Annotated in this window: 35 protein-coding genes and 1 pseudogene; 30 read left to right on the top strand and 6 right to left on the bottom strand. The window is 66.9% G+C overall.

The genetic code is table 11. The features are described from left to right. Positions 1-3 precede the first annotated feature (3 nt). The 15 genes and pseudogenes from rplC (at position 4) to ACJH7A_RS10615 (ending at position 10777) form a co-directional block, all read left to right on the top strand. Positions 4-657: a 50S ribosomal protein L3 gene (rplC, locus tag ACJH7A_RS10685; protein ID WP_212806914.1), complete on the top strand. Its 654-nt coding sequence runs from the start codon at positions 4-6 to the stop codon at positions 655-657. After that, on the top strand, positions 657-1310 hold the full coding sequence (rplD, locus tag ACJH7A_RS10680) for a 50S ribosomal protein L4 (protein WP_212806913.1): 654 nt from the start codon (positions 657-659) through the stop codon (positions 1308-1310). The genes rplC and rplD overlap by 1 nt, the downstream gene beginning before the upstream one ends. Then, a complete protein-coding gene (gene rplW, locus ACJH7A_RS10675; RefSeq protein WP_029119743.1) occupies positions 1310-1612 on the top strand; it encodes a 50S ribosomal protein L23 in 303 nt (100 codons plus the stop codon). Before rplD ends, rplW begins: the two co-directional genes overlap by 1 nt. A 29-nt stretch (positions 1613-1641) precedes the next feature. Next, on the top strand, positions 1642-2478 hold the full coding sequence (gene rplB, locus ACJH7A_RS10670; RefSeq protein ID WP_061002785.1) for a 50S ribosomal protein L2: 837 nt from the start codon (positions 1642-1644) through the stop codon (positions 2476-2478). Between the two features lie 18 nt (positions 2479-2496). Further along, complete coding sequence (gene rpsS, locus ACJH7A_RS10665) at positions 2497-2778, top strand: 30S ribosomal protein S19 (protein ID WP_020101403.1); 282 nt, start codon at positions 2497-2499, stop codon at positions 2776-2778. Continuing rightward, positions 2778-3242, top strand: a complete 465-nt coding sequence (gene rplV, locus ACJH7A_RS10660; protein WP_212806912.1) for a 50S ribosomal protein L22 — start codon at positions 2778-2780, stop codon at positions 3240-3242. The genes rpsS and rplV overlap by 1 nt, the downstream gene beginning before the upstream one ends. Continuing rightward, the gene (gene rpsC, locus ACJH7A_RS10655) at positions 3242-4057 is read left to right on the top strand and encodes a 30S ribosomal protein S3 (protein WP_061002779.1); all 816 of its coding nucleotides are present in this window, start codon (positions 3242-3244) and stop codon (positions 4055-4057) included. Before rplV ends, rpsC begins: the two co-directional genes overlap by 1 nt. A 2-nt stretch (positions 4058-4059) precedes the next feature. Next, positions 4060-4476 carry a 50S ribosomal protein L16 gene (rplP, locus tag ACJH7A_RS10650; protein ID WP_020101406.1) on the top strand — a complete coding sequence of 139 codons (417 nt, stop codon included), beginning with the start codon at positions 4060-4062 and terminating at the stop codon, positions 4474-4476. Next, positions 4476-4706 carry a 50S ribosomal protein L29 gene (gene rpmC / locus ACJH7A_RS10645; protein WP_020101407.1) on the top strand — a complete coding sequence of 77 codons (231 nt, stop codon included), beginning with the start codon at positions 4476-4478 and terminating at the stop codon, positions 4704-4706. The genes rplP and rpmC overlap by 1 nt, the downstream gene beginning before the upstream one ends. A 2-nt stretch (positions 4707-4708) precedes the next feature. Next, positions 4709-5005: a 30S ribosomal protein S17 gene (rpsQ, locus tag ACJH7A_RS10640; protein WP_020101408.1), complete on the top strand. Its 297-nt coding sequence runs from the start codon at positions 4709-4711 to the stop codon at positions 5003-5005. 129 nt (positions 5006-5134) lie between these two features. Beyond that, positions 5135-6307, top strand: a pseudogene (locus ACJH7A_RS10635) (cytochrome c biogenesis protein/redoxin); the annotation flags it as partial. A gap of 30 nt (positions 6308-6337) precedes the next feature. Continuing rightward, positions 6338-6901, top strand: coding sequence for an ECF RNA polymerase sigma factor SigK (gene sigK, locus ACJH7A_RS10630; RefSeq protein ID WP_138250453.1), 564 nt, complete (start codon positions 6338-6340; stop codon positions 6899-6901). Beyond that, positions 6898-7584, top strand: coding sequence for an RskA family anti-sigma factor (locus tag ACJH7A_RS10625; RefSeq protein ID WP_406801917.1), 687 nt, complete (start codon positions 6898-6900; stop codon positions 7582-7584). The genes sigK and ACJH7A_RS10625 overlap by 4 nt, the downstream gene beginning before the upstream one ends. 115 nt (positions 7585-7699) lie before the next feature. Further along, positions 7700-10051, top strand: a complete 2352-nt coding sequence (locus ACJH7A_RS10620) for an arylsulfatase (RefSeq protein WP_061007425.1) — start codon at positions 7700-7702, stop codon at positions 10049-10051. 9 nt (positions 10052-10060) lie between these two features. Further along, positions 10061-10777, top strand: coding sequence for a hypothetical protein (locus ACJH7A_RS10615; protein ID WP_234785273.1), 717 nt, complete (start codon positions 10061-10063; stop codon positions 10775-10777). Positions 10778-10786: 9 nt separating this feature from the next. On the opposite strand, the gene ACJH7A_RS10610 is transcribed toward ACJH7A_RS10615, so the two are convergent. Both ACJH7A_RS10610 and ACJH7A_RS10605 read right to left on the bottom strand, forming a co-directional pair. After that, the gene (locus ACJH7A_RS10610) at positions 10787-11107 is read right to left on the bottom strand and encodes a DMT family transporter (protein ID WP_406801916.1); all 321 of its coding nucleotides are present in this window, start codon (positions 11105-11107) and stop codon (positions 10787-10789) included. Next, positions 11104-11757, bottom strand: coding sequence for an FMN-dependent NADH-azoreductase (locus ACJH7A_RS10605; protein ID WP_061001798.1), 654 nt, complete (start codon positions 11755-11757; stop codon positions 11104-11106). The genes ACJH7A_RS10610 and ACJH7A_RS10605 overlap by 4 nt, the downstream gene beginning before the upstream one ends. A 76-nt stretch (positions 11758-11833) precedes the next feature. Between ACJH7A_RS10605 and ACJH7A_RS10600 the strand changes: the two genes are divergently transcribed. From ACJH7A_RS10600 to rplO, 14 genes are all read left to right on the top strand, one after another. Next, entirely contained in the window at positions 11834-12442 is a 609-nt protein-coding gene (locus ACJH7A_RS10600) for a TetR/AcrR family transcriptional regulator (protein WP_234785263.1), read from the top strand. A 96-nt stretch (positions 12443-12538) separates the two neighbouring features. Further along, positions 12539-12664 (top strand): hypothetical protein, encoded by a 126-nt coding sequence (locus ACJH7A_RS10595; RefSeq protein ID WP_256370143.1) that lies wholly within the window; start codon positions 12539-12541, stop codon positions 12662-12664. A gap of 4 nt (positions 12665-12668) precedes the next feature. Then, a complete protein-coding gene (locus tag ACJH7A_RS10590; RefSeq protein WP_406801915.1) occupies positions 12669-13799 on the top strand; it encodes a YeiH family protein in 1131 nt (376 codons plus the stop codon). A 387-nt stretch (positions 13800-14186) separates the two neighbouring features. Continuing rightward, on the top strand, positions 14187-15251 hold the full coding sequence (locus tag ACJH7A_RS10585) for an IS110 family transposase (RefSeq protein ID WP_406801914.1): 1065 nt from the start codon (positions 14187-14189) through the stop codon (positions 15249-15251). Positions 15252-15440: 189 nt separating this feature from the next. Next, on the top strand, positions 15441-15809 hold the full coding sequence (gene rplN, locus ACJH7A_RS10580; RefSeq protein WP_020101420.1) for a 50S ribosomal protein L14: 369 nt from the start codon (positions 15441-15443) through the stop codon (positions 15807-15809). Next, entirely contained in the window at positions 15809-16126 is a 318-nt protein-coding gene (gene rplX, locus ACJH7A_RS10575; protein ID WP_020101421.1) for a 50S ribosomal protein L24, read from the top strand. Before rplN ends, rplX begins: the two co-directional genes overlap by 1 nt. A gap of 1 nt (position 16127) precedes the next feature. Further along, positions 16128-16691, top strand: a complete 564-nt coding sequence (gene rplE, locus ACJH7A_RS10570; protein ID WP_020101422.1) for a 50S ribosomal protein L5 — start codon at positions 16128-16130, stop codon at positions 16689-16691. Positions 16692-16693: 2 nt separating this feature from the next. After that, positions 16694-16879 (top strand): type Z 30S ribosomal protein S14, encoded by a 186-nt coding sequence (locus ACJH7A_RS10565; RefSeq protein ID WP_005197641.1) that lies wholly within the window; start codon positions 16694-16696, stop codon positions 16877-16879. Between the two features lie 512 nt (positions 16880-17391). Then, on the top strand, positions 17392-17790 hold the full coding sequence (gene rpsH, locus ACJH7A_RS10560) for a 30S ribosomal protein S8 (RefSeq protein ID WP_020101424.1): 399 nt from the start codon (positions 17392-17394) through the stop codon (positions 17788-17790). Between the two features lie 12 nt (positions 17791-17802). After that, positions 17803-18342, top strand: a complete 540-nt coding sequence (gene rplF, locus ACJH7A_RS10555; protein ID WP_226519478.1) for a 50S ribosomal protein L6 — start codon at positions 17803-17805, stop codon at positions 18340-18342. 2 nt (positions 18343-18344) lie between these two features. Beyond that, entirely contained in the window at positions 18345-18746 is a 402-nt protein-coding gene (gene rplR / locus ACJH7A_RS10550; RefSeq protein ID WP_020101426.1) for a 50S ribosomal protein L18, read from the top strand. Between the two features lie 34 nt (positions 18747-18780). After that, positions 18781-19449, top strand: a complete 669-nt coding sequence (gene rpsE, locus ACJH7A_RS10545) for a 30S ribosomal protein S5 (RefSeq protein ID WP_029105211.1) — start codon at positions 18781-18783, stop codon at positions 19447-19449. Positions 19450-19451: 2 nt separating this feature from the next. Beyond that, positions 19452-19631: a 50S ribosomal protein L30 gene (rpmD, locus tag ACJH7A_RS10540; RefSeq protein ID WP_020101428.1), complete on the top strand. Its 180-nt coding sequence runs from the start codon at positions 19452-19454 to the stop codon at positions 19629-19631. After that, the gene (gene rplO / locus ACJH7A_RS10535) at positions 19632-20075 is read left to right on the top strand and encodes a 50S ribosomal protein L15 (RefSeq protein WP_020101429.1); all 444 of its coding nucleotides are present in this window, start codon (positions 19632-19634) and stop codon (positions 20073-20075) included. A gap of 132 nt (positions 20076-20207) precedes the next feature. Here the strand turns inward: rplO and ACJH7A_RS10530 are convergent, their stop codons facing one another. Further along, a complete protein-coding gene (locus tag ACJH7A_RS10530; RefSeq protein WP_406776170.1) occupies positions 20208-21434 on the bottom strand; it encodes a serine hydrolase domain-containing protein in 1227 nt (408 codons plus the stop codon). A gap of 107 nt (positions 21435-21541) precedes the next feature. Here ACJH7A_RS10530 and sppA point away from each other — a divergent pair, with 107 nt between their 5' ends. After that, entirely contained in the window at positions 21542-23329 is a 1788-nt protein-coding gene (sppA, locus tag ACJH7A_RS10525; protein WP_406801913.1) for a signal peptide peptidase SppA, read from the top strand. 4 nt (positions 23330-23333) lie between these two features. On the opposite strand, the gene ACJH7A_RS10520 is transcribed toward sppA, so the two are convergent. The 3 genes from ACJH7A_RS10520 to ACJH7A_RS10510 are packed head-to-tail and all read right to left on the bottom strand — an operon-like array spanning position 23334 to position 26114. Next, on the bottom strand, positions 23334-24281 hold the full coding sequence (locus tag ACJH7A_RS10520; protein ID WP_406776172.1) for a class I SAM-dependent methyltransferase: 948 nt from the start codon (positions 24279-24281) through the stop codon (positions 23334-23336). Positions 24282-24286: 5 nt separating this feature from the next. Beyond that, positions 24287-25198, bottom strand: coding sequence for a class I SAM-dependent methyltransferase (locus ACJH7A_RS10515; protein ID WP_406776173.1), 912 nt, complete (start codon positions 25196-25198; stop codon positions 24287-24289). A 13-nt stretch (positions 25199-25211) separates the two neighbouring features. Then, a complete protein-coding gene (locus tag ACJH7A_RS10510) occupies positions 25212-26114 on the bottom strand; it encodes a class I SAM-dependent methyltransferase (RefSeq protein WP_406776174.1) in 903 nt (300 codons plus the stop codon). Positions 26115-26147 lie beyond the last annotated feature (33 nt).

Here is a 26147-nt window from a genome sequence, read left to right as displayed (position 1 = left end):
AAAATGGCACGCAAAGGCATTTTGGGCACCAAGCTGGGCATGACGCAGGTGTTCGACGAGAACAACAAAGTCGTCCCGGTCACGGTCGTGAAGGCCGGCCCCAACGTGGTGACCCGCATCCGTACCACCGAGCGCGACGGCTACAGCGCCGTGCAGCTCGCCTACGGCGAGATCAGCCCTCGCAAGGTGAACAAGCCGGTCACCGGTCAGTTCGCCGCTGCAGGCGTCAACCCGCGCCGGCACCTGGCCGAGCTTCGTCTCGACGACGAGGCCGCCGCTGCTGAGTACGAGGTCGGCCAGGAGCTGACCGCCGACATCTTCGCCGACGGCGCGTACGTCGACGTGACCGGCACCAGCAAGGGCAAGGGCTTCGCCGGCACCATGAAGCGCCACGGCTTCCGTGGCCAGGGCGCCGCGCACGGCGCCCAGGCAGTGCACCGTCGTCCCGGCTCGATCGGTGGCTGCGCCACCCCGGGCCGTGTCTTCAAGGGCACCCGCATGTCCGGCCGTATGGGTAGCGACCGCGTCACCACCCAGAACCTGAAGGTTCACAAGGTCGACGCCGAGAACGGTGTGCTGCTCATCAAGGGCGCCATCCCGGGCCGCAACGGTGGACTGGTGGTTGTCCGCACCGCAATTAAGCGAGGCGAGAAGTAATGACTTCTGTAAAGGTTATTGACGTCAAGACCCCGGACGGCAAGAAGGACGGCTCTGTCGAGCTGCCCGCCGCGCTGTTCGACGTCGAGCCCAACATCGCGCTGATGCACCAGGTTGTGACGGCCCAGCTGGCCGCCGCTCGCCAGGGCACCCACGCCACCAAGACGCGTGGCCAGGTCTCCGGTGGTGGCAAGAAGCCGTACCGCCAGAAGGGCACCGGCCGCGCCCGTCAGGGTTCGACCCGCGCCCCGCAGTTCACCGGTGGTGGCACCGTCCACGGCCCGCAGCCGCGTGACTACAGCCAGCGGACCCCGAAGAAGATGATCGCTGCTGCCCTGCGCAGCGCGCTGTCGGACCGGGCCCGCAACGAGCGCATCCACGCGATCACCGAGCTGGTGGCCGGTCAGAACCCGTCGACCAAGAGCGCCAAGTCGTTCCTGTCGTCGCTGACCGACAACAAGAAGGTGCTCGTCGTGATCGGCCGCAGCGATGTGGTCGGCGCCAAGAGCGTCCGCAACCTGCCCGGTGTGCACGTGATCTCGCCGGATCAGCTGAACACCTACGACGTCCTGAACGCCGATGACCTGGTGTTCTCGGTGGAGGCGCTCAACGCCTACATCACCGCCAACACGAAAGAGGAGGTGTCGGCCTGATGGCTACCGTGACTGATCCTCGCGACATCATCCTGGCCCCGGTCATCTCGGAGAAGTCCTACGGGCTCATCGAGGACAACACGTACACGTTCATCGTGGCGCCGGAGTCCAACAAGACGCAGATCAAGATCGCTATCGAGAAGATCTTCGACGTGAAGGTCGACTCGGTGAACACCGCGAACCGGAAGGGCAAGCGCAAGCGCACCCGCACCGGTTACGGCCAGCGCAAGAGCACCAAGCGCGCGATCGTGACCCTGTCTGCCGGCAGCAAGCCGATCGAACTGTTCGGAGCTCCGGCCTGATCGGCCGGGAGTTAAGGGATTAACTGATAATGGGAATTCGCAAGTACAAGCCGACGACCCCGGGTCGTCGCGGTTCGAGCGTCTCCGACTTCGCCGAGATCACTCGTTCGACTCCGGAGAAGTCGCTGATCCGTCCGCTGCACGGCACTGGTGGTCGTAACGCGCACGGCCGCATCACGACTCGTCACAAGGGTGGCGGTCACAAGCGTGCCTACCGCGTCATCGACTTCCGTCGCCACGACAAGGACGGTGTCAACGCCAAGGTCGCGCACATCGAGTACGACCCGAACCGCACCGCGAACATCGCGCTGCTCCACTTCGTGGACGGCGAGAAGCGCTACATCATCGCCCCCAAGGACCTCAAGCAGGGCGACGTTGTCGAGTCCGGCCCCAACGCCGACATCAAGCCGGGTAACAACCTGCCGATGCGCAACATCCCGGCCGGTACCGTCATCCACGCTGTGGAGCTGCGTCCGGGTGGTGGCGCCAAGCTGGCCCGCTCGGCCGGTGTCAGCATCCAGCTGCTCGGTAAGGAAGGCGCCTACGCCACGCTGCGTATGCCGTCGGGCGAAATCCGTCGCGTCGACGTGCGCTGCCGCGCCACCGTCGGCGAGGTCGGCAACGCCGAGCAGGCGAACATCAACTGGGGTAAGGCCGGCCGTATGCGGTGGAAGGGCAAGCGCCCGACCGTCCGTGGTGTCGTGATGAACCCGGTTGACCACCCGCACGGTGGTGGTGAGGGTAAGACCTCCGGTGGTCGTCACCCGGTGAGCCCGTGGGGCAAGCCCGAGGGCCGCACCCGCAAGCCGAACAAGCCGAGCGACAAGCTCATCGTCCGCCGCCGGCGCACCGGCAAGAAGCGCTAGGCCGGAAAGGAATAGACGATGCCTCGTAGCCTCAAGAAGGGTCCGTTCGTCGACGACCATCTGTTGAAGAAGGTCGACGCGCAGAACGAGAAGAACACCAAGCAGGTCATCAAGACCTGGTCCCGTCGGTCGACCATCATCCCCGACTTCATCGGTCACACCTTCGCCGTCCACGACGGTCGCAAGCACGTGCCGGTGTTCGTCAGCGAAGCGATGGTTGGGCACAAGCTCGGCGAGTTCGCCCCGACGCGGACCTTCAAGGGTCACATCAAGGACGACCGGAAGAGCAAGCGCCGCTAATGACTACCGTTACTGAATACCCGTCCGCGAGCGCCAAGGCGCGCTTCGTGCGTGTGTCGGCGAGCAAGGCCCGCCGGGTCATCGACCTGGTCCGTGGCAAGAGCGTCGAAGAGGCGCTCGACATCCTGCGGTGGGCACCGCAGGCTGCCAGCGAGCCGGTCGCCAAGGTGATCGCCAGCGCTGCCGCCAACGCGCAGAACAACGAGGGCCTGGACCCGACGACCCTCGTGGTCGCCACGGTCTTCGCCGACGAGGGCCCGACCGCCAAGCGCATCCGGCCGCGCGCCCAGGGGCGTGCGTACCGGATCCGCAAGCGCACCAGCCACATCACCGTGGTCGTCGAGAGCCGTCCCGCGAAGGACAAGGGCTCGAAGGCTGCTTCGGCCGGTGCCGCGCGCGCTCGTCGTGCCCAGGGCAGCAAGGCCGCCGCTGCCAAGACCGAGACGAAGGGAGGCTCGGAGTAGTGGGCCAGAAAATCAACCCGCACGGCTTCCGCCTCGGTATCACCACCGAATGGAAGTCCCGTTGGTACGCCGACAAGCAGTACGCGGACTACGTCAAGGAAGACGTCGCCATCCGCAAGCTGCTGGCCACCGGCCTGGAGCGCGCCGGCATCGCCGACGTGCAGATCGAGCGCACGCGTGACCGCGTCCGGGTGGACATCCACACCGCACGTCCGGGCATCGTCATCGGTCGCCGTGGCACCGAGGCCGACCGCATCCGCGCCGACCTGGAGAAGCTGACCGGCAAGCAGGTTCAGCTGAACATCCTCGAGGTCAAGAGCCCCGAGGGCGTCGCCCAGCTGGTGGCGCAGGGTGTCGCCGAGCAGCTGAGCAACCGTGTCGCGTTCCGTCGTGCCATGCGCAAGGCCATCCAGTCGGCCATGCGTCAGCCCAACGTCAAGGGCATCCGGGTGCAGTGCTCGGGCCGCCTCGGTGGTGCTGAGATGAGCCGCTCGGAGTTCTACCGCGAAGGTCGCGTGCCGCTTCACACGCTGCGCGCCGACATCGATTACGGCCTGTACGAGGCCAAGACCACATTCGGCCGTATCGGCGTGAAGGTGTGGATCTACAAGGGCGACATCGTCGGTGGCAAGCGTGAGCTCGCCGCCGCCGCTCCCGCCGCCGACCGTCCCCGTCGGGATCGTCCGTCCGGTACCCGTCCGCGTCGCAGCGGTTCGTCGGGCACCACGGCGACCAGCACCGAGGCCGGCCGCGCTGTGGACGTCGCTGTTGAGGCCCCCGCCGGCGATGCGCCGTCGGAAGCAACGGAGAGCTAAGCATGCTGATTCCCCGCAAGGTCAAGCACCGCAAGCAGCACCACCCGGAGCAGCGCGGTATCGCCAGCGGCGGCACCTCGGTCAGCTTCGGTGACTACGGCATCCAGGCCCTGGGCCACGCCTACATCACCAACCGGCAGATCGAGTCCGCTCGTATCGCCATCAACCGGCACATCAAGCGTGGCGGCAAGGTCTGGATCAACATCTTCCCGGACCGCCCGCTGACCAAGAAGCCTGCCGAAACCCGCATGGGTTCCGGTAAGGGTTCGCCGGAGTGGTGGGTCGCCAACGTCAAGCCGGGTCGCGTGCTCTTCGAGCTCAGCTACCCCGACGAGAAGATCGCCCGGGAGGCGCTGACCCGCGCCATCCACAAGCTGCCGATCAAGGCACGCATCGTGACTCGAGAGGAGCAGTTCTGATGGCAGTTGGAGTTACGCCTGGTGAACTGCGTGAGCTCACCGAGGAAGAGCTGACCACGCGTCTGCGCGAGTCGAAGGAAGAGCTGTTCAACCTTCGCTTCCAGATGGCCACCGGTCAGCTGTCGAACAACCGCCGGCTGCGTACCGTGCGGCAGGAGATCGCGCGGGTCTACACCGTTCTGCGCGAACGCGAGTTGGGCCTGGCGTCCGGGCCGGTTGGTAAGGATTAGTCATGGCAGAAACTAAAGGCCCCAAGCACACGCCGGCCACCGAGACCGAGCGTGGCAGCCGCAAGACCGCCATCGGTTACGTGGTGTCCGACAAGATGGAAAAGACCATCGTGGTCGAGCTGGAATCCCGCAAGAGCCACCCGCTCTACGGGAAGATCATCCGGACCACCACCAAGGTCAAGGCGCACGACGAGAACGGCGATGCCGGTATCGGCGACCGCGTCTCGCTGATGGAGACCCGTCCGCTGTCGGCCACCAAGCGCTGGCGTCTGGTCGAGGTGCTCGAGAAGGCCAAGTAAGGCTTTCGACAGACATCGAAACTGCCCCTCTTCTCCGGAAGAGGGGCAGTTTTGTGTTCGGCGCCTGTTCGGTGGGAAATTTGTGCGTCGCAACCCAATCCGGATCGGCGTCGGCTCCGAATACGGGACATGTACACACTCGTCCTCATCGGATTCCTCGGCGGGCTGATCACCGGTATCTCGCCGTGCATCCTGCCGGTCCTGCCCGTGGTCCTGTTTTCCGGTACCAGCCGCGCGCCCTACCGGGTGGTCGCCGGGCTGGTGCTGAGCTTCAGCGTCGTGACCCTGCTCGGCACCGTCGTGCTGCAGCAATTGCACCTGCCGGCCGACATCATCCGCTGGGTCGGTCTGGTGGCGCTCACGGCCATCGGTGTCGGCCTGATCTTCCCGCGCGTCGAACGCCTGCTGGAAGCGCCGTTCGCACGCCTGCCGCAACGTGACATCGCCGGCAACCGCAAGGGTTTCGGGCTCGGCCTGGCGTTGGGTGTGCTCTACGCGCCGTGCGCGGGACCCGTGCTGGCGGCGATCGTGGTGGCCGGTGCGACCGGCCGTATCGGGCTCGATACCGTGGCCCTGACCGCGTCGTTCGCGGTCGGCACCGCACTGCCGTTGCTGCTGTTCGCGGTGGGTGGTCAGCGAGTTGCCGAGCGGGTCAAGGCATTTCAGCAGCGGCAGCGGCAGGTCCGGGTTGGTGCCGGGGTGGTCATGCTGGTCGCCGCGGTGGCGCTGGCGCTGAATGTGCCCGCCACGGTCCAGCGGAAGATTCCCGACTACACCGCGACACTGCAGGCCCGAATCGCGCCGGCCGGCGTCGGCCTGTCGAACTGTGCGGAGGGCGCGACCGTCCTGCAGGACTGCGGTACCGCGCCGGACATCGTCGGCATCGACAGCTGGTTCAACACCCCGGGTGACGCCCCGCTGGACCTGAAAGCCTTGCGCGGCAAGGTGGTTCTCGTCGACTTCTGGACCTACACCTGCATCAACTGCCAGCGTGCCATCGAGCACGTCACCGGTTGGTACGACCGCTACAAGGACCAGGGCTTCACCGTGATCGGCGTGCACACGCCGGAATACCAGTTCGAACACGACCGCGCCGGCGTCATCAAGGGTGCGGCAGATCTGCACATCAAGTATCCGGTCGCCCTGGACAACTCGTACGACACCTGGAACAACTACCAGAACCAGTACTGGCCGGCGAGCTACCTGATCGACGACGCCGGCGTCGTCCGCCACCTCAAGTTCGGCGAGGGTGACTACGACGTCACCGAAGGCATGATCCGTGAGCTGCTGGCGCAGGCGAAGCACTGACGGGTGAGGCTAGGCTGCTCGACGATGGCCGTATCGTCTGAGCACGCCCCCGATCTCGGTGCCTTGCTGGAGCGTGTCGCCGAAGGGGATGCCGACGCGTTCGCGTCGTTCTATGACGCGACGTGTGCCCGGGTGTTCGGCCTGATCCTGCGGGTGCTGCGCGATCCGGGCTACAGCGAGGAGACGACGCAGGAGGTGTACGCACAGGTGTGGCGCGCGGCTGCCGGTTACGACCCCGCCGAGGGTTCGGCGGTGGCCTGGGTGCTGACGCTGGCGCACCGCCGGGCGGTCGATCGGGTACGCGCGGAAGCGGCGAGCCGTCGTCGTGAATGGGACTACGGCACAACGCATCTCGATCGACCGTCCGATGTGGTGGCGGAGGCGGCGGTACGGGGTGACGACAGTCGGCGCGTGGTGGGCTGCCTCGGCGCTCTCACTGATCCGCAGCGTGCGGCGATCGAGTTGGCCTATTACGACGGCCTGACCTACGCGCAGGTCTCCGAGCGACTGGCCACGAGTCTCGGCACCGTGAAATCGCGGATGCGCGAAGGGCTACGCAAGCTCCGTGATTGTCTGGGGACACCATGACCGATTCGTCCGAATTCGATCTGCTGGAGTTGGCGGTGCCGTATGCGCTCGATGCCGTCACCGACGCGGAACGTGCCGAGATCGAGCGGCGGCTGGCCACGGCGCCCGACGCCGTGGCGGAGGCGTTCCGCAGTCAGGTGGCCGAGGCCCGCGAGACGCTCGTGACCCTGTCGGACGCCACGGCCGTGCCGCCACCGGCGGCGCTGAGAGCTGCTGTGCTGCACGGCAACCGGAGTCAGGCTCACGAACGTCGTTGGCGTAATGCGGTTCTGGTCGCAGCGGCGGTGCTCGCCGTCGGCGGGAGCGCGTTCGCGGCGGGCTGGATGCTGCGCCCGCCGCCCGCACCGCCGGTCGCCGAACAGGTCATGACGGCGCCCGACGTCCGCAGCGTGTCCACGGCCCTGCGCTCGGGCGGGACCGCGACCGTCGTGTATTCACGGGAGCGTGGCGACGGGATGTTGATGTTCGACGGGGCTGCTGCGCCGCCACCGGGCATGGCCTATCGGGTGTGGCTGATGAAGGACGGCGTTCCGGTGGCCGCCGGGCCGGCCATGCGTGATCTGCGCACCGTGATGGTGCCGGATATCGGGCGGGCGACGGCGCTGGGCGTGACGGTTGAGCCGGTGGGCCGCGCTACGGATGCGCTGCCCGGCGACATGGTCGGGCGGGTGGTGCTGCCATAGGCCGCCGCCGGCGGCAGCTCGTCGTGAACGTCAATATCGCGGGCGGGCCTCGGCTCCCGGGTGTAATCTCCGGGCGACCGCCGACATCGGCGTGCGCAGACCGGGACGAGGCGTCATGGCAACTGAATTTCAGGGCAAGATCAAACTCGACATCCGCGACTCCGAGGCCGACTGGACTCCCTACGCGGCACCGGTCGCACCGACGGGCGCTCCCAACGTGCTCTACCTCGTTTGGGACGACACCGGCATCGCTACCTGGGACTGTTTCGGCGGCCTCGTCGACATGCCGGCCATGCGCCGCATCGCCGATCGCGGCGTGCGGCTGTCGCAGTTCCACACCACCGCGTTGTGCTCGCCGACGCGGGCGTCGCTGCTCACCGGTCGCAATGCCACCTCAGTGGGAATGGCCACCATCGAGGAGTTCACCGACGGCTTCCCGAACTGCCACGGCCGCATACCTTTTGAGACCGCTCTGCTGTCCGAGGTGCTGGCCGAGAAGGGCTGGAACACCTACTGCGTCGGCAAGTGGCATCTGACGCCGTTGGAGGAGTCGAACCTCGCGTCCACCAAACGGCACTGGCCGTTGTCACGGGGCTTCGAACGCTTCTACGGCTTCATGGGCGGCGAGACCGACCAGTGGTACCCGGAACTCGTCTACGACAATCACCCCGTCGCCCCGCCGGCCACTCCGGAAGAGGGTTACCATCTGTCAAAAGACCTGGCGGACAAGACCATCGAGTTCATCCGCGACGCCAAGGTCATCGCGCCGGACAAGCCCTGGTTCTCCTACGTCTGCCCGGGCGCCGGGCACGCGCCGCACCACGTGTTCAAAGAATGGGCCGACAAGTACGCCGGCAAGTTCGACATGGGCTATGAGGCCTACCGCGATCTGGTGCTGGAGAACCAGAAGCGGCTCGGCATCGTGCCGCCGGACACCGAGCTCTCGCCGATGAATCCGTATCTGGACGTCAAAGGGCCGAACGATGAGCCATGGCCGCTGCAGGACACCGTGCGGCCCTGGGACGGGCTGAGCGACGAGGAGAAGCGGCTGTTCGCCCGCATGGCCGAGGTGTTCGCCGGCTTCCTGTCGTACACCGACGCCCAGATCGGCCGGATTCTCGACTACCTGGAAGAGTCGGGCCAGCTGGACAACACCCTCATCGTCGTCATCTCCGACAACGGGGCCAGCGGCGAGGGCGGCCCGAACGGTTCGGTCAACGAGAACAAGTTCTTCAACGGCTACATCGACACCGTCGAAGAGAGCATGCGGTACTTCGACACCCTGGGCTCACCGGACACCTACAACCACTACCCGATCGGCTGGGCGATGGCCTTCAACACGCCCTACAAGCTGTTCAAGCGCTACGCGTCCCATGAGGGTGGCATCGCCGACACCGCAATCATCAGCTGGCCCAATGGAATCGCCGCACACGGCGAGGTACGCGACAACTACGTCAACGTCGCCGACATCACCCCGACGGTCTACGAACTGTTGGGCATCGAACCGCCCACCGAGGTGCGCGGCGTGCCGCAGCGGCCGCTGGAAGGCGTGAGTTTCAAAGCGGCCCTGGCAGACTCGGCGGCCGACACCGGCAAGACCACGCAGTTCTACGCGATGCTCGGCACGCGCGGCATCTGGCACGACGGCTGGTTCGCGAACACGGTGCACGCCGCCACCCCGTCGGGGTGGTCGCACTTCGACAAGGACCGCTGGGAGCTGTTCCACATCGCATCAGACCGCAGTCAATGCCATGACCTCGCCGCGCAGAATCCCGCGAAACTTGCTGAAATGCAGGAACTCTGGTTCGCCGAGGCAGCCAAGTACAACGGCCTGCCGCTGGCGGACCTCAACGTGTTCGAGACGCTGCTGCGCGACCGCCCCTACCTGATGCGCGACCGCCAGACCTTCACCTACTACCCGGGCACCGCCGAGGTGGGTATCGGCGCCGGCGTCGAACTGCGGGGACAGTCGGTCTCGGTGCTGGCCGAGGTCGACGTCGAATCGGCGGCCGCCGAAGGGGTGCTCTTCAAGCAGGGCGCCGGCCACGGCGGACATGTGCTGTTCGTCCAGGACGGCCGGCTGCAGTACGTCTACAACTTCATGGGCGAGGACGAGCAGGTGGTGTCCGCGCTCGATCCGTTGCCCTTGGGGCGGCACGTGTTCGGCGTCCACTACGACCGCACCGGCACCGTGGAAGGCAGTCACACGCCGCTCGGCACCGTCGAACTGCGCATCGACGACGCGGTGGTGGCAACCCGCCCGGATATCCGCGCCCACCCGGGCACCTTCGGTCTCGCCGGGGGTGGCGTCGCGGTCGGGCGCAACGCGGGCCAGCCGGTGTCGAACCGCTACCGGGCCCCGTTCCCCTTTGTCGGCGGCACCATCGCCAAAGTCGTCGTCGACATCTCGGGTACGCCGTATCTTGACGTCGAACAGGAACTGGCCAAGGCGTTCTGCAAGGACTAGGGGACTGAGATGAGCGGACCGATCATCCGGTGCGTCGCCGCGATGTCGGCGGCGGTGCTGTTGGGATCCTGCGGCGGCAAGGCCGACGAGAAGCCCACCACTACAACCAAATCCGACGGCACCACGACCACGACCAGTACGTCTGCTCCGTCGTCGTCGACGGCGGCGTCCGGGTCGAAGATGCCCGACCTGCCGACGTACGGAGTGGTCGAAACCACCAAACGCCCTGTCACGGCAGGGGAGCAGGTCTGCGACCCGCCGAGCCCGCCCGCGCAGACAATGACCGCGACCACCGGAGCGCCCGGCTCGCCGACCGTCGTCGTCGCGGTCCCTGACGGATTCAGTCCGGGCGCGCCGCCGTCCGGGGATGTCGCGCTGAACCTGACCGGCCCCGACGGCCTGACCGGCACCGTGAAGATCACTCCCACGCTGCGGGATGCCGCCGCGGCGTTCCAGGGATACGCCGACGCGCGCACCGCGGGCCACGAATTCAACAGCATCAGCATCCTGCCCGACGAATTGTGCGGTTACAGCGGGCAGAAGCTGATGGGTGTGCTTGCCGACAAGCCCGGCTCCGGCAGCGATTACGTCGACCGCATCGTGCATGTGTGGACCAACAACGGGGACTACCTCATCGCGCTGCAGTTGCAGGGACCCGCCGGTTCGAAAGGACTCGATGCGGCAAAGCCGGTCCTGCTGGGGGACTTCGGTATCCGGTTGGGTTGAGCCGGGCCGTCATTCGGGATTGGTCAAGCGCGCCAACATGATTCCGCCGACGATCATCGACAAGGCCACCGCCCGGCCGATGTTCAGCGGATCCTTGTGGACCAGAACCCCGATGGTGATGGCCCCGACGGCGCCGATACCGGTGAACACCGCATAGGCGGTGCCGACCGGCAGGGTCCGCATCGCGAGCGACAACAGGTACACCGACAATGCGCCGACCAGCACGCAGACGATCGTCGGCAGCAGGCGGGTGAACCCGTCGGTCGGTTTGATGCTCTGCGACCAGGCGATCTCCACCCCGCCCGCCAAAGCGAGGATCAGCCAACTCATTTCGCATACTCCGCGGCCAACGTGCGCGCAGTGCTCAGTGCCACCGTCAGGGACGCGTCGTGCCCGGTCCGGAACTGGGCCAGCGTGGGATCCACTCGGGAGTTGGCCAGTTCGGCGTTGATGAACACGGTGTCGGTGACGGCGAAATGCCCGGCGAAGAAGTCGCGCAGGAACCGCTCCTGATAGTCGAAGGCCGCCTTGGGTGAGCCCGGCGAGTAGGCACCGCCCCGTGCGGTGGCGACCACGAACCGTCGGGGTGCCAACGACATTCGCGGAAACGTCACCTGGTCCAGCCAGGCCTTCAGGGCCGCCGGAATCGAGTAGTTGTACATCGGCGTGCCGATCAGCACCACGTCGGCCGAGCGCAGTTCGGCCAGCAACGGTTCGACGACGGCCCAGGCCGCGGTTTGGGCGGGTGTGCGCGCCAGCCCCGCCAGCTCGTCGAGGTCGGTGACACCGGCGGCAAGTGCGGCATCGCAGATCTCTGTCCAGCCGGCGTCGATGAACGGCACCGGATCGGCTGCCAGGTCACGGTAGTGGTAGGTGCCGTCGGGCGAAGCCGCACGCCAGGCCTGCGCGAACGCGGCGCTGACCTGCCGACTGATCGATGGGTTCCGGGCGCTGGCATCCAGGTGAAGCAGCGTGGTCATGGCGATCCTCTCAAAGTGGACATAATGTCCGGTTAATGATGCAGACAACCGGACAATGTGTCCACTTATTCCGGACGTGAGTTATCGTGCAGTGGTGGACATCGGCGCGGACCTGCTCGGCGGTGACGACGCCGGCGCCGAGCGTGCCGACGCCGCGCGCAACCGCGCCCGGATCCTGGCCGCGGCCGCGGACGTCTTCGCCGCTCGTGACCCGCGCACCGTCACGATGGAACACATCGCCACCGCGGCCGGCGTCGGGCGCGGCACGCTGTACCGGCGCTACCCCAACACCGCGGCCATCGCCGTTGCGCTGCTCGACGAACATGAACGCGACCTGCAGCGCCAACTGATCTCCGGAGCGCCCCCGCTCGGGCCGGGAGCTGCTCCCGCCGAACGGCTTTCGGCGTTCTATGCCGCCATGGTCGGGCTGCTCGACCGGCACGTGGATCTCGCGCTCGGCGCCGAGGTCGGCGGCGCCCGCTTCAGCACCGGGGCCTATGGTTTCTGGGCCGCCCACGTGCGCGCCCTGCTGGTGCAGGCCGGCGTCGCCGACCCGGACGCGCTGGTCGACATCCTGCTGGCGCCGTTGGCCGCCGAGAACTTCCTGCATCAACGCGACCGTGGCCTGTCCGTCGCGCAGATCAGTGGCGCGCTGACGCGGCTGGCACACGCGATCCTCGGCTGACCCGCCGGTCCGTTCAGATTCAGCGCGAGCAGATCCCTGTGCACGCGGCGCGGCACCCGCCACCATGAGCCCAACATCGGTGACGGGAGAGGCGTGATGACTGAGAGCGACGCGACGCAAGGCTGGATAAGCCGCGTCGGGACTGATTGGTGGGCAACGATTTTGGGGCTGGCCGTGACGGCACTGGCCGTGGCCGGCGTGCTGCCGAAGATCGGTTGGTGACGCGATGACCGTCGATGCGGCTGACACCGCCGACCACGTCGAATCGGGCGATCACACCGAAGCCACGGGCGCCCGCAGGTTCCTCGACTACGTGCCCGGTCTGCTGCTGCTGATCGCGGTGGGCCTGGCCGGAAAATATGCCCAGATCGGCTGGCTGGCGCTGGCCAAGCATCAGCACTGGCACGTGCCCGACATCGAATACGTGCTGTGGGCCATCGTTTTCGGGTTGATCATCACCAACACCGTTGGCCTGCACCGGATCTTCCGTCCCGGTGTGGCCACGTACGAATTCTGGCTCAAGGTCGGCATCGTCCTGTTGGGGGCGCGGTTCGTCCTCGGCGACGTCCTCAAGCTCGGCGCCGCCAGCCTGGTGCAGATCCTGATCGACATGACCGTCGCGGGCGCGATCATTCTCGCCGCGGCCCGGTGGTTCGGCCTGTCCGGCAAGCTCGGCTCACTGCTGGCCATCGGGACGTCGATCTGCGGCGTGTCGGCGATCATCGCGGCCAAGGGCGCCATCCGCGCTCGCAACTCCGACGTCAGCTACGCGATCGCCTCCATCCTGGCGCTCGGCGCCGTCGCGCTGTTCATTCTGCCCCCACTGGGTCACGCCATCGGGCTGACCGACCACGAATTCGGATTGTGGGCCGGCCTCGCGGTGGACAACACCGCCGAGACCACAGCCACCGGCTACCTGTTCTCCGACGAGGCCGGCAAGACCGCCGTGCTGGTGAAGTCGGTGCGCAACGCGCTGATCGGCTTCGTCGTCCTCGGCTTCGCCATCTACTGGGCCGCCAGGGGAGAGGCCGACGCCGTCGCGCCGGGACTCAAGGCCAAGGCCGCGTTCGTCTGGCAGAAGTTCCCGAAGTTCGTGCTCGGCTTCCTGGCGGTCTCGGCCGTCGTCACCGCGGGGTTGTTGAGCAAGGGGCAGATCGCGAACCTGGCCGCAGTCTCCAAGTGGGCCTTCCTGTTGACCTTCGCCGGCGTCGGCCTCTCCACCGACTTCCGGCAGATCGCGCGCACCGGCTGGCGCCCACTCGTCGTCGCGGTGATCGGCCTGGTCGTGGTGGCGACGGTGTCACTGGCACTGGTGCTGCTGACGTCGCGCGTTCTGGGCTGGGGCATCGGGGGCTGACACCGGGCTGTCCGAGACCGACGTGATGGTCGCTGCCGCACTGTCCGAGACCATCACGTACATCTGGCTGCTGGTGAACTGACCGCGGACGGTCGTCGCGCGCGAGCGTGCCCGAAATGCGCGCCTGGGGCGGTGTGTCGGTGTGCAAACACTCAGTGTCATTCTCGAGTTGCCGCTGTTGCGGTGGTTGGGTTACTTCTCACCTGGTATTTGGCTCTTGCAAACACTGCCGCCTGCGGGCTGGCATTCGGCCGTTGTGCCGATACCAGGCGGGAAGGACCGACCGGCGTGACTTGATAGGAGCGTGGCACCGCCCCCACTGAGATGTGTCCTGCCGGCCGGCCCGACCTTCGCCTCATCCACCTCTGATGAAAGAAGGCACCGTTCATGGTCGTCGTTGGAACCGATGTCCACAAGCGCACCCACACCTTTGTTGCGGTCGACGAGGTCGGCCGCAAGCTCGGTGAGAAGGTCGTCAAAGCCACCACCATCGGACACCACAAGGCGTTGGCCTGGGCCCGCGAGCAGTTCGGGGAAGAATTGCTGTGGGGTATCGAGGACTGTCGCAACCTGTCAGCTCGCCTGGAGCGCGATCTGCTCACCGCCGGCCAGTCCGTGGTACGGGTGGCCCCCAAACTCATGTCGCAGGCCCGGGCCTCGGCACGGACCCGCGGTAAGTCCGATCCCATCGATGCGCTGGCCGTCGCTCAGGCTGTGCTGCGCAATCCTGATCTGCCCGTCGCCTCTCATGATCAGAGTTCGCGCGAACTGAAACTATTGATTGATCGTCGTGAAGACCTTGTGGCACAACGCACTTCGACGATCAACCGGCTACGTCAACGGATCCACGAACTCGACCCCGCGGCTGAACCCAAACCGGGCTCACTACACCGCACCAAGGCCTGCACCGCGCTCGCAAAATGGCTCGACACCCAGCACGGCCTGCTGGCCGAGTTGGCCCGCGATGAACTCGCCGACGTCATGCGCCTGACCGAGGCCATCAACACCCTGGCCGCACGCATCGGCGAACGCGTCCAAAAAATCGCCCCGACGCTACTGACGGTGCCCGGATGCGGTGAACTGACCGCCGCCAAGATCATCGCCGAAACCGCCGGCATCAGCCACTTCCGCAGCGAAGCCGCCTTCAGCCGCCACAACGGCACCGCACCGATCCCAGTCTGGTCGGGCAACACCGCCGGACGCGTCCGCTTGAACCGGTCCGGCAACCGCCAACTCAACGCGGCCTTACACCGCATCGCCATCACCCAGCTGCGCATCCCCGGCAGCGCCGGCCAGCAGTACTACCGCGGTCGCATCGCCGACGGCAAGGCCACCAAAGAAGCCCTACGATGCCTCAAACGCCACCTCAGCCGAACCGTATACCGCAGCCTCCACACCGACCTGCACCTCAACCGATCACACCAAAAACCCGAAACACCACTCGCTGCTTGACATAGGAGCAATGGACGCTCGCGGGGATTTGAGCAGCGATTTGGAGCGTTATGGCTGCTCGCCTACTATGTAGGGGTTGCCCAGGGCAGACCCCGGTCACACGCCGACTCTGCGTGCCCTTGGACAACAAGACCGCGCACGCCCAGGTCGGTATCTGGCGTGCATACAAACCCCAGGTCAGGAGATCGAGTGATTCAGCAGGAATCGCGACTCAAGGTCGCCGACAACACGGGCGCAAAGGAAATCCTTTGCATCCGCGTGCTCGGTGGCTCGTCGCGGCGCTACGCCGGCATCGGCGACATCATCGTGGCGACCGTCAAGGACGCCATCCCCGGCGGCAACGTCAAGCGTGGTGACGTGGTCAAGGCCGTCGTCGTGCGCACCGTCAAGGAGCGCCGCCGGCCGGACGGCAGCTACATCAAGTTCGACGAGAACGCCGCCGTCATCATCAAGAACGACAATGACCCCCGCGGTACCCGCATCTTCGGGCCGGTCGGTCGCGAACTGCGCGAGAAGAAGTTCATGAAGATCGTCTCGCTGGCCCCGGAGGTTTTGTGATGAAGGTGCACAAGGGCGACACCGTGCTGGTCATCGCCGGCAAGGACAAGGGTGCCAAGGGCAAGGTCATCGAGGCCTACCCGACCCGCAACAAGGTGCTCGTTGAGGGCGTCAACCGGATCAAGAAGCACACCGCGCAGTCTCAGAACGAGCGTGGTGCATCGTCGGGTGGCATCGTCACCCAGGAGGCGCCGATCCACGTTTCGAACGTGATGGTGGTCGACTCCGACGGTAACGCGACCCGCATCGGCTACCGCGTCGATGAGGAGAGCGGCAAGAAGGTCCGTATCTCCAAGCGCAATGGCAAGGACATCTGAGATGACCACTGTGGAAAACACTCAGCCCCGGCTGAAGACGCGTTACCGCGAAGAGATCCGCGACGCGCTCAACAACGAATTCAATTACGCCAACGTCATGCAGATCCCCGGCGTGGTCAAGGTTGTCGTCAACATGGGTGTCGGTGACGCCGCCCGCGACGCCAAGCTGATCAACGGCGCGGTCAACGACCTGACGCTGATCACCGGTCAGAAGCCGGAAATCCGCAAGGCCCGCAAGTCCATCGCGCAGTTCAAGCTGCGTGAGGGCATGCCGATCGGCTGCCGCGTCACCCTGCGTGGCGACCGCATGTGGGAGTTCCTGGACCGTCTGATCTCCATCGCACTGCCCCGTATCCGCGACTTCCGCGGTCTGTCGGCCAAGCAGTTCGACGGCAGCGGCAACTACACCTTCGGCCTCAACGAGCAGTCGATGTTCCACGAGATCGACGTCGACTCGATCGACCGCCCCCGTGGCATGGACATCACGGTCGTCACCTCGGCCACCACTGACGACGAAGGCCGTGCGTTGCTGCGGGCCCTGGGCTTCCCGTTCAAGGAGAACTGACAATGGCAAAGAAGGCTCTGGTCAACAAGGCCAACAAGAAGCCGAAGTTCGCGGTGCGTGGCTACACCCGCTGCAACAAGTGCGGTCGCCCGCACTCGGTGTTCCGCAAGTTCGGCCTGTGCCGAATCTGCCTGCGGGAGATGGCCCACGCCGGCGAGCTGCCCGGCGTGCAGAAGTCCAGCTGGTGACTCTGCCCGTCTCATGACGCTGTAGAAAGCCGCCCCGGTCCTCGTGACCGGGGCGGCTTTTTCGTTCGCGCAGCGGTGCGCATCGGTAGCGGCTCGTCGAGCGTGCACACAGATCGTCCAGAACGGCGGATCCACGCGCTCTTTGCACATTCGTGGCGATGTGTGGCGAGGCGACTTCGCGAGCGTGCACAGAGATCGTCAAAAGTGCCGTTCGGGCGATCTGTCTGCACATTCGTGGACGCCAAACCCTTGAGTAGCACGGATTTGGCCCTGAGCTGCGCATTGTCTACACTGGGCAGGTTGCCATGGGCGTTTTCGTCCGATGGCCGATCGGTATGTGCCTTCTGAAACTGGATTGCACTACTGATGCACGACCCCTGACCGACCTCGGTCAGATAAGGGAAAACACTTCGTAGCAGGCCCACGATGTGACGTGCCGAGCCACCGCAAGGTGGGACCGACACGGGCGTGATGCATGGGAACCGCAGCGAGAAAGGTTGATCAACGCTGTCATGACAATGACGGATCCGATCGCAGACTTCTTGACACGTCTGCGCAACGCCAACTCGGCGTACCACGACGAGGTGACCCTGCCCCACTCGAAGATCAAGGCGAACATCGCCGAGATCCTCAAGAAGGAGGGTTACATCACCGACTACCGCACCGAGGACGCCCGCGTGGGCAAGAGCCTCGTTGTTTCCCTCAAGTACGGCCCGAGCCGCGAGCGCAGCATCGCCGGCCTCCGCCGGGTGTCCAAGCCCGGTCTGCGGGTGTACGCGAAATCCACCAACCTGCCGCGGGTTCTGGGTGGCCTGGGCGTGGCGATCATCTCCACGTCCTCCGGCCTGCTCACCGACCGCCAGGCAGCTCGACAGGGCGTGGGCGGCGAAGTCCTCGCTTACGTCTGGTAGGGGGCAGAGAACATGTCGCGTATTGGAAAGCAGCCGGTTGTCATTCCGGCCGGCGTCGATGTGACCATCGACGGCCAGAACATCGCCGTGAAGGGCCCCAAGGGCACCCTGGCACTCGATGTTGCCGAGCCCATCGAGGTGTCGCGCAACGACGAAGGTGCCGTCGTGGTCACCCGTCCGAACGACGAGCGTCGTAACCGCTCGCTGCACGGACTGTCCCGCACCCTGATCGCCAACCTGGTGACCGGTGTGACGCAGGGCTACACCACCAAGATGGAAATCTTCGGCGTCGGTTACCGCGTGCAGGCCAAGGGCTCGAACCTGGAGTTCGCGCTCGGCTACAGCCACCCGGTGCTGATCGAGGCCCCCGAGGGCATCACGTTCGCAGTCGAGACCCCGACGAAGTTCTCGGTGTCCGGCATCGACAAGCAGAAAGTCGGCCAGATCTCGGCAGTCATCCGCCGCCTGCGTCGCCCCGACCCGTACAAGGGCAAGGGCATTCGCTACGAGGGTGAGCAGATCCGCCGCAAGGTCGGAAAGACAGGTAAGTAGCAATGGCCAACACTGAGACTGACAAGCGTAAGCCGTTGGGCCAGAACATCTCTGAGACCCGTCGGGTGGCGCGTCTGCGTCGTCACGCCCGTCTGCGCAAGAAGGTCGCCGGCACCGCCGAGCGTCCGCGTCTGATGGTCAACCGCTCCTCGCGGCACATCCACGTCCAGGTGATCGACGACCTGACCGGCACCACGCTGGCCGCCGCGTCGTCCATCGAGGCCGACGTGCGTGCCGTCGACGGTGACAAGAAGGCCGTCAGCACCCGCGTGGGTCAGCTGATCGCCGAGCGTGCCAAGGCTGCCGGCATCTCCGAGGTCGTTTTCGACCGCGGTGGCTACAGCTACGGCGGCCGGATCGCCGCGCTCGCCGACGCCGCTCGTGAAAGCGGGTTGACGTTCTAATGACTTACTTGAAGATGACCGGAAGGACTGCATGATGGCCGACCAGGCTGGCGCCGGTTCGGCGCAGGACAACCGTGGTGGCCGCGGCGACCGCGACGGCCGTGGCCGTCGCGACGACCGTGGTGGCCGTGGCCGTGGCGATGACCGCGGTGAGAAGAGCAACTACATCGAGCGCGTTGTCACCATCAACCGCGTTTCGAAGGTGGTCAAGGGTGGTCGGCGCTTCAGCTTCACCGCGCTGGTGATCGTCGGTGACGGCCACGGCATGGTGGGCGTCGGCTACGGCAAGGCCAAGGAAGTTCCGGCCGCCATCGCCAAGGGTGTCGAGGAGGCTCGCAAGGGCTTCTTCCGCGTCCCGCTGATCGGTGGCACCATCGTGCACCCGGTTCAGGGCGAGGCCGCTGCCGGTGTCGTGATGCTGCGCCCGGCCAGCCCGGGTACCGGTGTGATCGCCGGTGGTGCGGCTCGCGCGGTGCTGGAATGCGCCGGCGTGCACGACATCCTGGCCAAGTCGCTGGGCAGCGACAACGCGATCAACGTGGTGCACGCCACCGTTGCCGCGCTGAAGCAGCTGCAGCGTCCGGAGGAAGTGGCGGCCCGTCGTGGCCTGCCCATCGAAGATGTTGCGCCGGCCGGCATGCTGCGGGCCCGGCGTGAGGCAGAAGCGCTCGCCGCCTCGGCAGCGCGTGAAGGATCGGCATAATCATGGCTGAACTGAAGATCACCCAGGTGCGTGGCACCGTGGGTGCCCGGTGGAAGCAGCGCGAGAGCCTGCGGACGCTGGGATTGCGCAAGATCCGCCAGTCCGTCGTTCGCGAGGACAACGCGCAGACCCGTGGTCTGCTCGCGGTGGTCAACCACCTCGTCACGGTTGAGGAGGCGTAAATGAGCGTCATCAAGCTGCACGACCTCAAGCCGGCCGCGGGGTCCAAGAAGGCCAAGACCCGCGTCGGTCGTGGTGAGGGCTCCAAGGGCAAGACCGCTGGTCGTGGTACCAAGGGCACCAAGGCCCGCAAGAACGTCCCCGTGACGTTCGAGGGTGGCCAGATGCCGATCCACATGCGTCTGCCGAAGCTCAAGGGCTTCCGCAACCGCTTCCGCACGGAGTACGCGGTGGTGAACGTCGGCGACCTCGCCAAGGCGTTCCCGCAGGGCGGCACCGTCGGTGTGGACGAGCTGGTGGCCGCGGGCCTGGTTCGCAAGAACACCCTGGTCAAGGTGCTCGGCGACGGCAAGCTGGCCGTCAAGGTCGACGTCACCGCCAACAAGTTCAGCGGTAGCGCCCGTGAGGCGATCACCGCTGCCGGTGGTAGCGCGACCGAGCTGTAACTGTTTCGCAAAAGGGGAGTCTCGGCCTTCGGCCGGGGCTCCCTTTTTTGTGTCCGCCGAGACTGAGCTTGTGTGCCAAGTTCGTCGCGGAATTGGCACACAAGCTCAGTTTGGGCGGCCCTGGTCCGGCAGCTAGCTCTGCGGCCGTGCGCCCAAGACGTCGTGGAAGAGGGCCTGGCGCACCGCGAGTTCGCGGGGATCGCTGACCAGATGGAAGCCGAGCCGGTTCATCACGTAGCCGAATCCGACGCCGGTGTCGGGGTCGGCGAAGCCGAACGAACCACCGAAGCCGGGCGTGCCGAATGCCTTTCCGGAGGAGCCGAAGGCGAACGTCGGGATGGGCTTGCAGAAGCCCAGCGCGTAGGCGATCTCGGCGTGCATCACCTTGTCCCGGGTGCCGCCTGACGGGTTGTGGGGCGGTGCGATCAACGCATCGAAAGTCTCTGGGGTGAAACCTATTTCGCTGCCGCCGGTCGCCGCGGCGCCGTAGAGGCCGGCCAGGGCGCGGGCCGTCCCGGTGCCGTTGGCCGACGGAATCTCGACGCGGCGCACCTTGTCGGTGTTGTAGTCGCCGGCGTAGGGGTCGATGTCGGCGGGGATCGCGGCCGTCCTGGCCAGCAGCCCGCGCGGGTTGAGGCTGCCGATCAGGAACCCGGCCGGCATGACGTCGAGGTGCCGCAGCGACTCGTATCGCTGCCAATGGTGCAGCGTGGCAATCCGGTTGCGGTCGACCGAGTCCGGCAGGCCGATGTACAGGTCGAGACCCGACGGCCCGGTGATCTCCTCGGCGAGATAACGGCCGAGCGTACGGCCGTCGGTTCGACGGATCAGCTCGGACTCGTACCAGCCGATCGTGATGGCGTGGTAGCCGTGCCGGGTGCCCGGCTTCCACGCGGGTTTCTGTGCCGCGAGGATGGCGGACAGCCGCACCGGGTCGGCGATGTCGGACAGCAGGGGATTGGGGGTCAGGACGCACAGCCCGGCCTGGTGGGCCAGCAGCTGACGGACGGTGACGTCGCCTTTGTCCTGCGCGGCGAACTCGGGCCAGTACGTGCTGACCCGCTCGTCGTAGTCGAAGAGCCCTTTCGACACCGCGTGCGCGACAGCAAGGGCGGCAACACCTTTCGTCGACGAGAACATGTTGACCATGGTGTCGGCCTGCCACGGCGCCCGGCTGATCCCGTCGCGGTAGCCGCCCCACATGTCGACGACCTTGCGGCCGTCACGGTAGACGCACAACGCGGCGCCGACCTCGCCGCCGGCCGCGAAGTTGGCCCGGAACGCGTCGGCGACCTTGCCGTAGCCATCGTCGGCATCGCCGTGGACCAGATCGGGAGAGACAGAGACCTTCAGCACCATGGGGTCGATCATCACCCGCGAGCACGCGGAAAACTGTCGAAACCGGGCACGAAATGGACAGTTTTGCGTCTGCTCGGCACTCGCCGGTGAATCGGTACGCTCGGAGCATGTTTGCTTTCCGGCCCAGCCTGCCCGGTCTTCCCGGCCCCGATGAGTTGCGTGCCCTTGTCCGCAAAGTCGACACCGCGCGTCACCACGGCGTACCCAACGGCTGCGTACTGGAACTCGACCTGCAGGCCGTGCCGCCCGAGACCGCCGGCTTCGACCCGATCGCCTTCGTCATGGGCAACGCGCGGCCTCTCGTGCTGCGTGACGCCGTGGCAGCCATCCACCGCGCGGCCGACGACAAGCGGGTGGCCGGACTGATCGCCCGGGTTCAATTGCCCGCTGCTGCAGCCGGTCCCGTGCAGGAGCTGCGTGACGCCATCGCCGCGTTCAGCGCCGTCAAGCCGTCGATCGCCTGGGCCGAGACCTATCCGGGCACCATGTCCTACTACCTGGCGTCGGCGTTCCGGGAAGTGTGGATGCAGCCCTCGGGCACCGTCGGGCTGGTGGGTTTCGCGACCAACGCGCTGTTCCTGCGCGACGCGTTCGACAAGGCCGGCATCGAGGCGCAGTTCGTCGCGCGCGGGGAGTACAAGTCGGCGGCCAACATGTTCACGCAGGACCGCTACACCGAGCCGCACCGCGAGGCCGACGGCCGGCTCATCGAGAGCCTGCACGCCCAGGTGCTGACCGCCATCGCCGAATCCCGCGGCGTCGACGCCGACGAACTCGACGTGCTCGTCGACCGGGCACCGCTGCTGCGCGACGAGGCGGTCGCCGCCAAGCTGGTCGACCGTATCGGTTTCCGCGACGAGGCGTATGCCCGGGTTGCCGAATTGACCGGTGGCGCAGCGGAAGCCGACGGCAAGGACGCGCCGCCGCGGCTGTTCCTGTCCCGGTACGCCAAGGCCACCGCGGGACACACGCTGCCCGAGGTGCCGCCGCTGCCAGGCATCAAGCACAAGCCGACCATCGCCGTCGTCACCATGGCCGGGCCAATCGTCAGCGGCCGCGGCGGCCCGAGCGCCTTCCCGCCGGGACCGTCGAGCGTCGGCGGCGACACCATCGCCGCGGCGCTGCGGGAGGCCGCCGCGGACGACGACGTCGCAGCCGTTGTGCTCCGCGTGGACAGTCCGGGAGGTGCGGTCACGGGTTCGGAGACCATCTGGCGCGAGGTGGCGCGGCTACGCGAAGCGGGCAAGCCGGTCGTCGCGTCGATGGGCGCGGTCGCCGCGTCGGGCGGCTACTACGTGTCGATGGCGGCCGACCACATCGTCGCCAACGCCGGCACCATCACCGGATCCATCGGCGTGGTGACGGGCAAGCTCGTCACCAGGGGCCTCAAGGAACGGCTCGGTGTCGGCTCGGATGCCGTGCGTACCAACGAGAATGCCGACGCCTGGTCGGCGAACCAGCCGTTCACCGAAGCGCAGCACGCGCACGTGGTGGCCGAGGCGGACCTCTTCTACACCGACTTCGTGGAGCGCGTCGCCGACGGCCGCAACCTGCCGGTCGAAGCCGTCGAGCAGGTGGCCCGCGGCCGCATCTGGACCGGAGCCGACGCGCTGGAACGCGGCCTGGTCGACGAACTCGGTGGGCTGCGGACCGCCGTCCGCCGGGCCAAGGTGCTGGCCGGGCTCGATCCCGACGCGACCGCCAAGGTCGTCAACTACCCGGGTTCGTCACTGCTGGATCATGTCCGGCCCAAGGCCTCGTCGCAGCCGGCCGCGGCATCGTTGCCGGAGGCGGTCGCGGCGCTGCTCGGCCGGTCACTGGTCGGTGCCCTCGGCCAGGCCGAGCGGTCGATGACCGGGGTCACCGCCCTCTGGCTGGGGGATTACCGCTTTTAGCCGCTCAGCCGAGAGTGCCGCTGATGTAGATGATCTCGCGCATCGGGTCGTCGTCGCCGAGGACCGTTGCCGTCAGGCCGTGCCGGGCATGCAGATCCACCCGGCCGATGCCGGTCGTCTGCCAGCCCTTGGCCGCCAGATAGTCTGCGGCCGAGTGCCTTTCGCCGTGGTAGACCAGCGACGGCATATCCATGTTCAAGCCGAGCTGCTGGAATCCCGCGGCGGCCTCGCGCGCCTTGTCGGCGTCGAAAGCCTTGAGGCCCGGCACGAATTCGGTGGCCACGGCGCTGCCGGGGGCACTGAGCTCGTGAATGTTGTCGAACAGCTTGTCCTGGGCCTCCGGCGGCAGGTAGATGAGCAGGCCTTCGGCCAACCACGCCGTCGGCCGGCTCGGGTCGAAGCCCGCCGCCCGCAGCGCCGCCGGCCAATCCTCACGCAGATCGATGGGGACGGTCCGGCGTTCGGCCGTCGGCTCGGCGCCGAGGCCGGCCAGGGTCCGGGTCTTGAACTCGATGACCTCGGGCTGGTCGATCTCGTAGACCACCGTGCCCTCGGGCCACGCCAGCCGGTAGGCGCGCGCGTCCAGCCCGGAGGCCAGGATCACCGCCTGCCGGATTTCCGAGGACGCGGCGACCCCCGCCGAATCGCCGCCTACGGCGGCCATGAAGTAGTCGTCGAAAAACCTTGTGCGCACGGCCATTTCGTCGATGTTGGCGCGCGCCCGCGCCGCCGCATCCGGGGCGACGGCGTCGAGGACGGCCAGGTCCAGTTCGCCGTCGACCATCTTGGTGAACGCCTCGATCCCGACGGCACGCACCAGCGGCGCCGCGAACGGATCGTCGATCAAACCGTGTTCGTGGGTGCTGGCGATCGCCCGCCCCGTCGCGACCAGCGTGGCCGTCGCGCCCACGCTCGAGGCCAGGTCCCAGCTGTCTCCGTGTGTCCGGGCCATCGCGGTCAAGCCTTCCGGTTCAGGACTGCGCGGACGTATTTCAGCTGGGTCCAGGCCCGGGACAGTTCGTCGTCCGGGTACTGGAAACCGTTGTCGGCGTGTGCCTCTTCGACCGACCGCGCGGTGACGTCCCAGCCGAGGCTCGTCAGGTAATCGGTGACGTGGTTGCGGTCGCCCTCGTAGATGAGGTCGGCCATCTCGATGTTCGAACCGAGGGCCTTCATCCGGTCGCGCATCTGCTGCATGCGCTCGTCGTCGAACGCGGAGCTCAGATCGCCGACCTGCTCGGTGGCCACGAAGCTGCCGGGCGCCGACAGTGCGGTGATGTTGTCGAACAGCCGGTCCTGGGCCTCCGGTGGCAGGTAGATGAGCAGCCCTTCGGCGATCCACGCGGTGGGCGCCTCGGGGTCGAAACCGTTGTCCCGCAGCGCCTGCATCCAGTCGTCGCGCAGGTCGACGGCGACGGTGCGCCGGGTCGCGGTGGGGGCGGCGCCGAGGCTCGCGAGCGTCGTCGACTTGAACTCAATGACCTCGGGCTGGTCCACCTCGAAGACGACGGTGCCCTCGGGCCACGGCAGCCGGTAGGCGCGCGCGTCCAGACCGGCGGCCAGGATCACGGCCTGCCGTACGCCGGTGGCGGCCGCGTCGAGGAACAGCTGGTCAAACCAGCGGGTGCGGACCGTCATCCCTTCGGCCGCGCGTCGCGGGGTGAAGGCCGGGTTGACGTCGCTCAGGTCGATCTCGCCGTCGAGCGCCTTGGTGAAGAAGTCCAGCCCGACGGCCCGCACCAGCGGCTCGGCGTACGGGTCGTCGATCAGCTGCTCGCGGTGGGCGATGGCACGCTGCCCCGCGACCATGGTCGCGGTGGCCCCGACGCTCGAGGCCAGGTCCCAGGAATCTCCGTCAGTTCGTGTCATGTGGGTCCAACTCCTAGTTCTTGATGGCCGTCACGGACAGTGAATTACGCAGTGCCGCCGTGTCTTCGGTCTCGGCGAGGGGACGGCCGTACTCGGCGAAAACTTCAAGGCGAGGGCGGGCCGTGGTATTCCAGCCACTGGCATCGAGGTGCTCGACCACCGAGGTGCGCTCGCCCTGGTACCAGAGGTCGGTCAGGTTGAGGTCGAGGCCCGCGCCGCGCCACCGCTCGCTCATGGCCGCGCCGCGCTCACGCATGCCGGCGCCGTGGTCGGTGTGGAATTCGGTGGCCAGGCGACTGCCGGGCGCCGACAGCGCGGTGATGTTGTCGAACAGCTTGTCCTGCGCCTCGGGCGGCAGATAGATCAGCAGCCCCTCGGCGATCCAGGCCGTCGGCGCCGCAGGGTCGAACCCGGTGGCGCGCAGCGCGGCCGGCCAGTCCTCGCGCAGGTCGATCGCGACGGTGCGGCGTTCGCACGTCGGTGTGGCGCCGATCTGCGCCATGGTCCCGGTCTTGGCGGCGATCACCTCGGGCTGGTCGATCTCGTAGACGACGGTGCCGGCCGGCCAGTCCAGCCGGTAGGCGCGCGAGTCGAGGCCCGCCGCCAGGATGACGGCCTGCCGGATGCCGGCAGCGGTGGCGGAAGTGAAGAAGTCGTCGAAGAACTTCGTCCGGACCGCCATCAGGTTGGTCATCATGGCGGCGGCCGTCCCGACCTCACCGGTGAGATCGATCTGCCCGTCGAGCAGCTTGATGAAGAACTCGACCCCGACGGCCCGCACCAGCGGGTCGGCGTACGGATCGCGGATGAGCGGCTCCGCTTCCTTCGTCGCCAGGGCGCGGGCGGTCGCCACCATCGTGGCGGTGGCGCCCACGCTCGAGGCCAGATCCCAGGTGTCGCTGTCGGTGCGGGTCATCGGGTTGGTCCTGTCCGTCGGTAGGGATAGATG

Origin of the sequence: Mycobacterium sp. SMC-17 (assembly GCF_045310915.1) — a bacterium.
Lineage (GTDB): Bacteria > Actinomycetota > Actinomycetes > Mycobacteriales > Mycobacteriaceae > Mycobacterium.
The sequence above is the reverse complement of the archived record's forward strand: the minus strand, read 5'-3'. Positions and strand labels throughout refer to the sequence as shown.

Excerpts from the sequence above, each read along its gene's own strand:
- rplC (WP_212806914.1), top strand. The coding sequence starts at position 4 with ATGGCACGCAAAGGCATTTTGGGCACCAAGCTGGGCATGACGCAGGTG.
- rplD (WP_212806913.1), top strand. The coding sequence starts at position 657 with ATGACTTCTGTAAAGGTTATTGACGTCAAGACCCCGGACGGCAAGAAG.
- rplW (WP_029119743.1), top strand. The coding sequence starts at position 1,310 with ATGGCTACCGTGACTGATCCTCGCGACATCATCCTGGCCCCGGTCATC.
- rplB (WP_061002785.1), top strand. The coding sequence starts at position 1,642 with ATGGGAATTCGCAAGTACAAGCCGACGACCCCGGGTCGTCGCGGTTCG.
- rpsS (WP_020101403.1), top strand. The coding sequence starts at position 2,497 with ATGCCTCGTAGCCTCAAGAAGGGTCCGTTCGTCGACGACCATCTGTTG.
- rplV (WP_212806912.1), top strand. The coding sequence starts at position 2,778 with ATGACTACCGTTACTGAATACCCGTCCGCGAGCGCCAAGGCGCGCTTC.
- rplP (WP_020101406.1), top strand. The coding sequence starts at position 4,060 with ATGCTGATTCCCCGCAAGGTCAAGCACCGCAAGCAGCACCACCCGGAG.
- rpmC (WP_020101407.1), top strand. The coding sequence starts at position 4,476 with ATGGCAGTTGGAGTTACGCCTGGTGAACTGCGTGAGCTCACCGAGGAA.
- rpsQ (WP_020101408.1), top strand. The coding sequence starts at position 4,709 with ATGGCAGAAACTAAAGGCCCCAAGCACACGCCGGCCACCGAGACCGAG.
- sigK (WP_138250453.1), top strand. The coding sequence starts at position 6,338 with ATGGCCGTATCGTCTGAGCACGCCCCCGATCTCGGTGCCTTGCTGGAG.
- ACJH7A_RS10625 (WP_406801917.1), top strand. The coding sequence starts at position 6,898 with ATGACCGATTCGTCCGAATTCGATCTGCTGGAGTTGGCGGTGCCGTAT.
- ACJH7A_RS10620 (WP_061007425.1), top strand. The coding sequence starts at position 7,700 with ATGGCAACTGAATTTCAGGGCAAGATCAAACTCGACATCCGCGACTCC.
- ACJH7A_RS10615 (WP_234785273.1), top strand. The coding sequence starts at position 10,061 with ATGAGCGGACCGATCATCCGGTGCGTCGCCGCGATGTCGGCGGCGGTG.
- ACJH7A_RS10610 (WP_406801916.1), bottom strand. The coding sequence starts at position 11,107 with ATGAGTTGGCTGATCCTCGCTTTGGCGGGCGGGGTGGAGATCGCCTGG.
- ACJH7A_RS10605 (WP_061001798.1), bottom strand. The coding sequence starts at position 11,757 with ATGACCACGCTGCTTCACCTGGATGCCAGCGCCCGGAACCCATCGATC.
- ACJH7A_RS10595 (WP_256370143.1), top strand. The coding sequence starts at position 12,539 with ATGACTGAGAGCGACGCGACGCAAGGCTGGATAAGCCGCGTCGGGACT.
- ACJH7A_RS10590 (WP_406801915.1), top strand. The coding sequence starts at position 12,669 with ATGACCGTCGATGCGGCTGACACCGCCGACCACGTCGAATCGGGCGAT.
- ACJH7A_RS10585 (WP_406801914.1), top strand. The coding sequence starts at position 14,187 with ATGGTCGTCGTTGGAACCGATGTCCACAAGCGCACCCACACCTTTGTT.
- rplX (WP_020101421.1), top strand. The coding sequence starts at position 15,809 with ATGAAGGTGCACAAGGGCGACACCGTGCTGGTCATCGCCGGCAAGGAC.
- rplE (WP_020101422.1), top strand. The coding sequence starts at position 16,128 with ATGACCACTGTGGAAAACACTCAGCCCCGGCTGAAGACGCGTTACCGC.
- ACJH7A_RS10565 (WP_005197641.1), top strand. The coding sequence starts at position 16,694 with ATGGCAAAGAAGGCTCTGGTCAACAAGGCCAACAAGAAGCCGAAGTTC.
- rpsH (WP_020101424.1), top strand. The coding sequence starts at position 17,392 with ATGACAATGACGGATCCGATCGCAGACTTCTTGACACGTCTGCGCAAC.
- rplF (WP_226519478.1), top strand. The coding sequence starts at position 17,803 with ATGTCGCGTATTGGAAAGCAGCCGGTTGTCATTCCGGCCGGCGTCGAT.
- rplR (WP_020101426.1), top strand. The coding sequence starts at position 18,345 with ATGGCCAACACTGAGACTGACAAGCGTAAGCCGTTGGGCCAGAACATC.
- rpsE (WP_029105211.1), top strand. The coding sequence starts at position 18,781 with ATGGCCGACCAGGCTGGCGCCGGTTCGGCGCAGGACAACCGTGGTGGC.
- rpmD (WP_020101428.1), top strand. The coding sequence starts at position 19,452 with ATGGCTGAACTGAAGATCACCCAGGTGCGTGGCACCGTGGGTGCCCGG.
- rplO (WP_020101429.1), top strand. The coding sequence starts at position 19,632 with ATGAGCGTCATCAAGCTGCACGACCTCAAGCCGGCCGCGGGGTCCAAG.
- ACJH7A_RS10530 (WP_406776170.1), bottom strand. The coding sequence starts at position 21,434 with ATGGTGCTGAAGGTCTCTGTCTCTCCCGATCTGGTCCACGGCGATGCC.
- sppA (WP_406801913.1), top strand. The coding sequence starts at position 21,542 with ATGTTTGCTTTCCGGCCCAGCCTGCCCGGTCTTCCCGGCCCCGATGAG.
- ACJH7A_RS10520 (WP_406776172.1), bottom strand. The coding sequence starts at position 24,281 with ATGGCCCGGACACACGGAGACAGCTGGGACCTGGCCTCGAGCGTGGGC.
- ACJH7A_RS10515 (WP_406776173.1), bottom strand. The coding sequence starts at position 25,198 with ATGACACGAACTGACGGAGATTCCTGGGACCTGGCCTCGAGCGTCGGG.
- ACJH7A_RS10510 (WP_406776174.1), bottom strand. The coding sequence starts at position 26,114 with ATGACCCGCACCGACAGCGACACCTGGGATCTGGCCTCGAGCGTGGGC.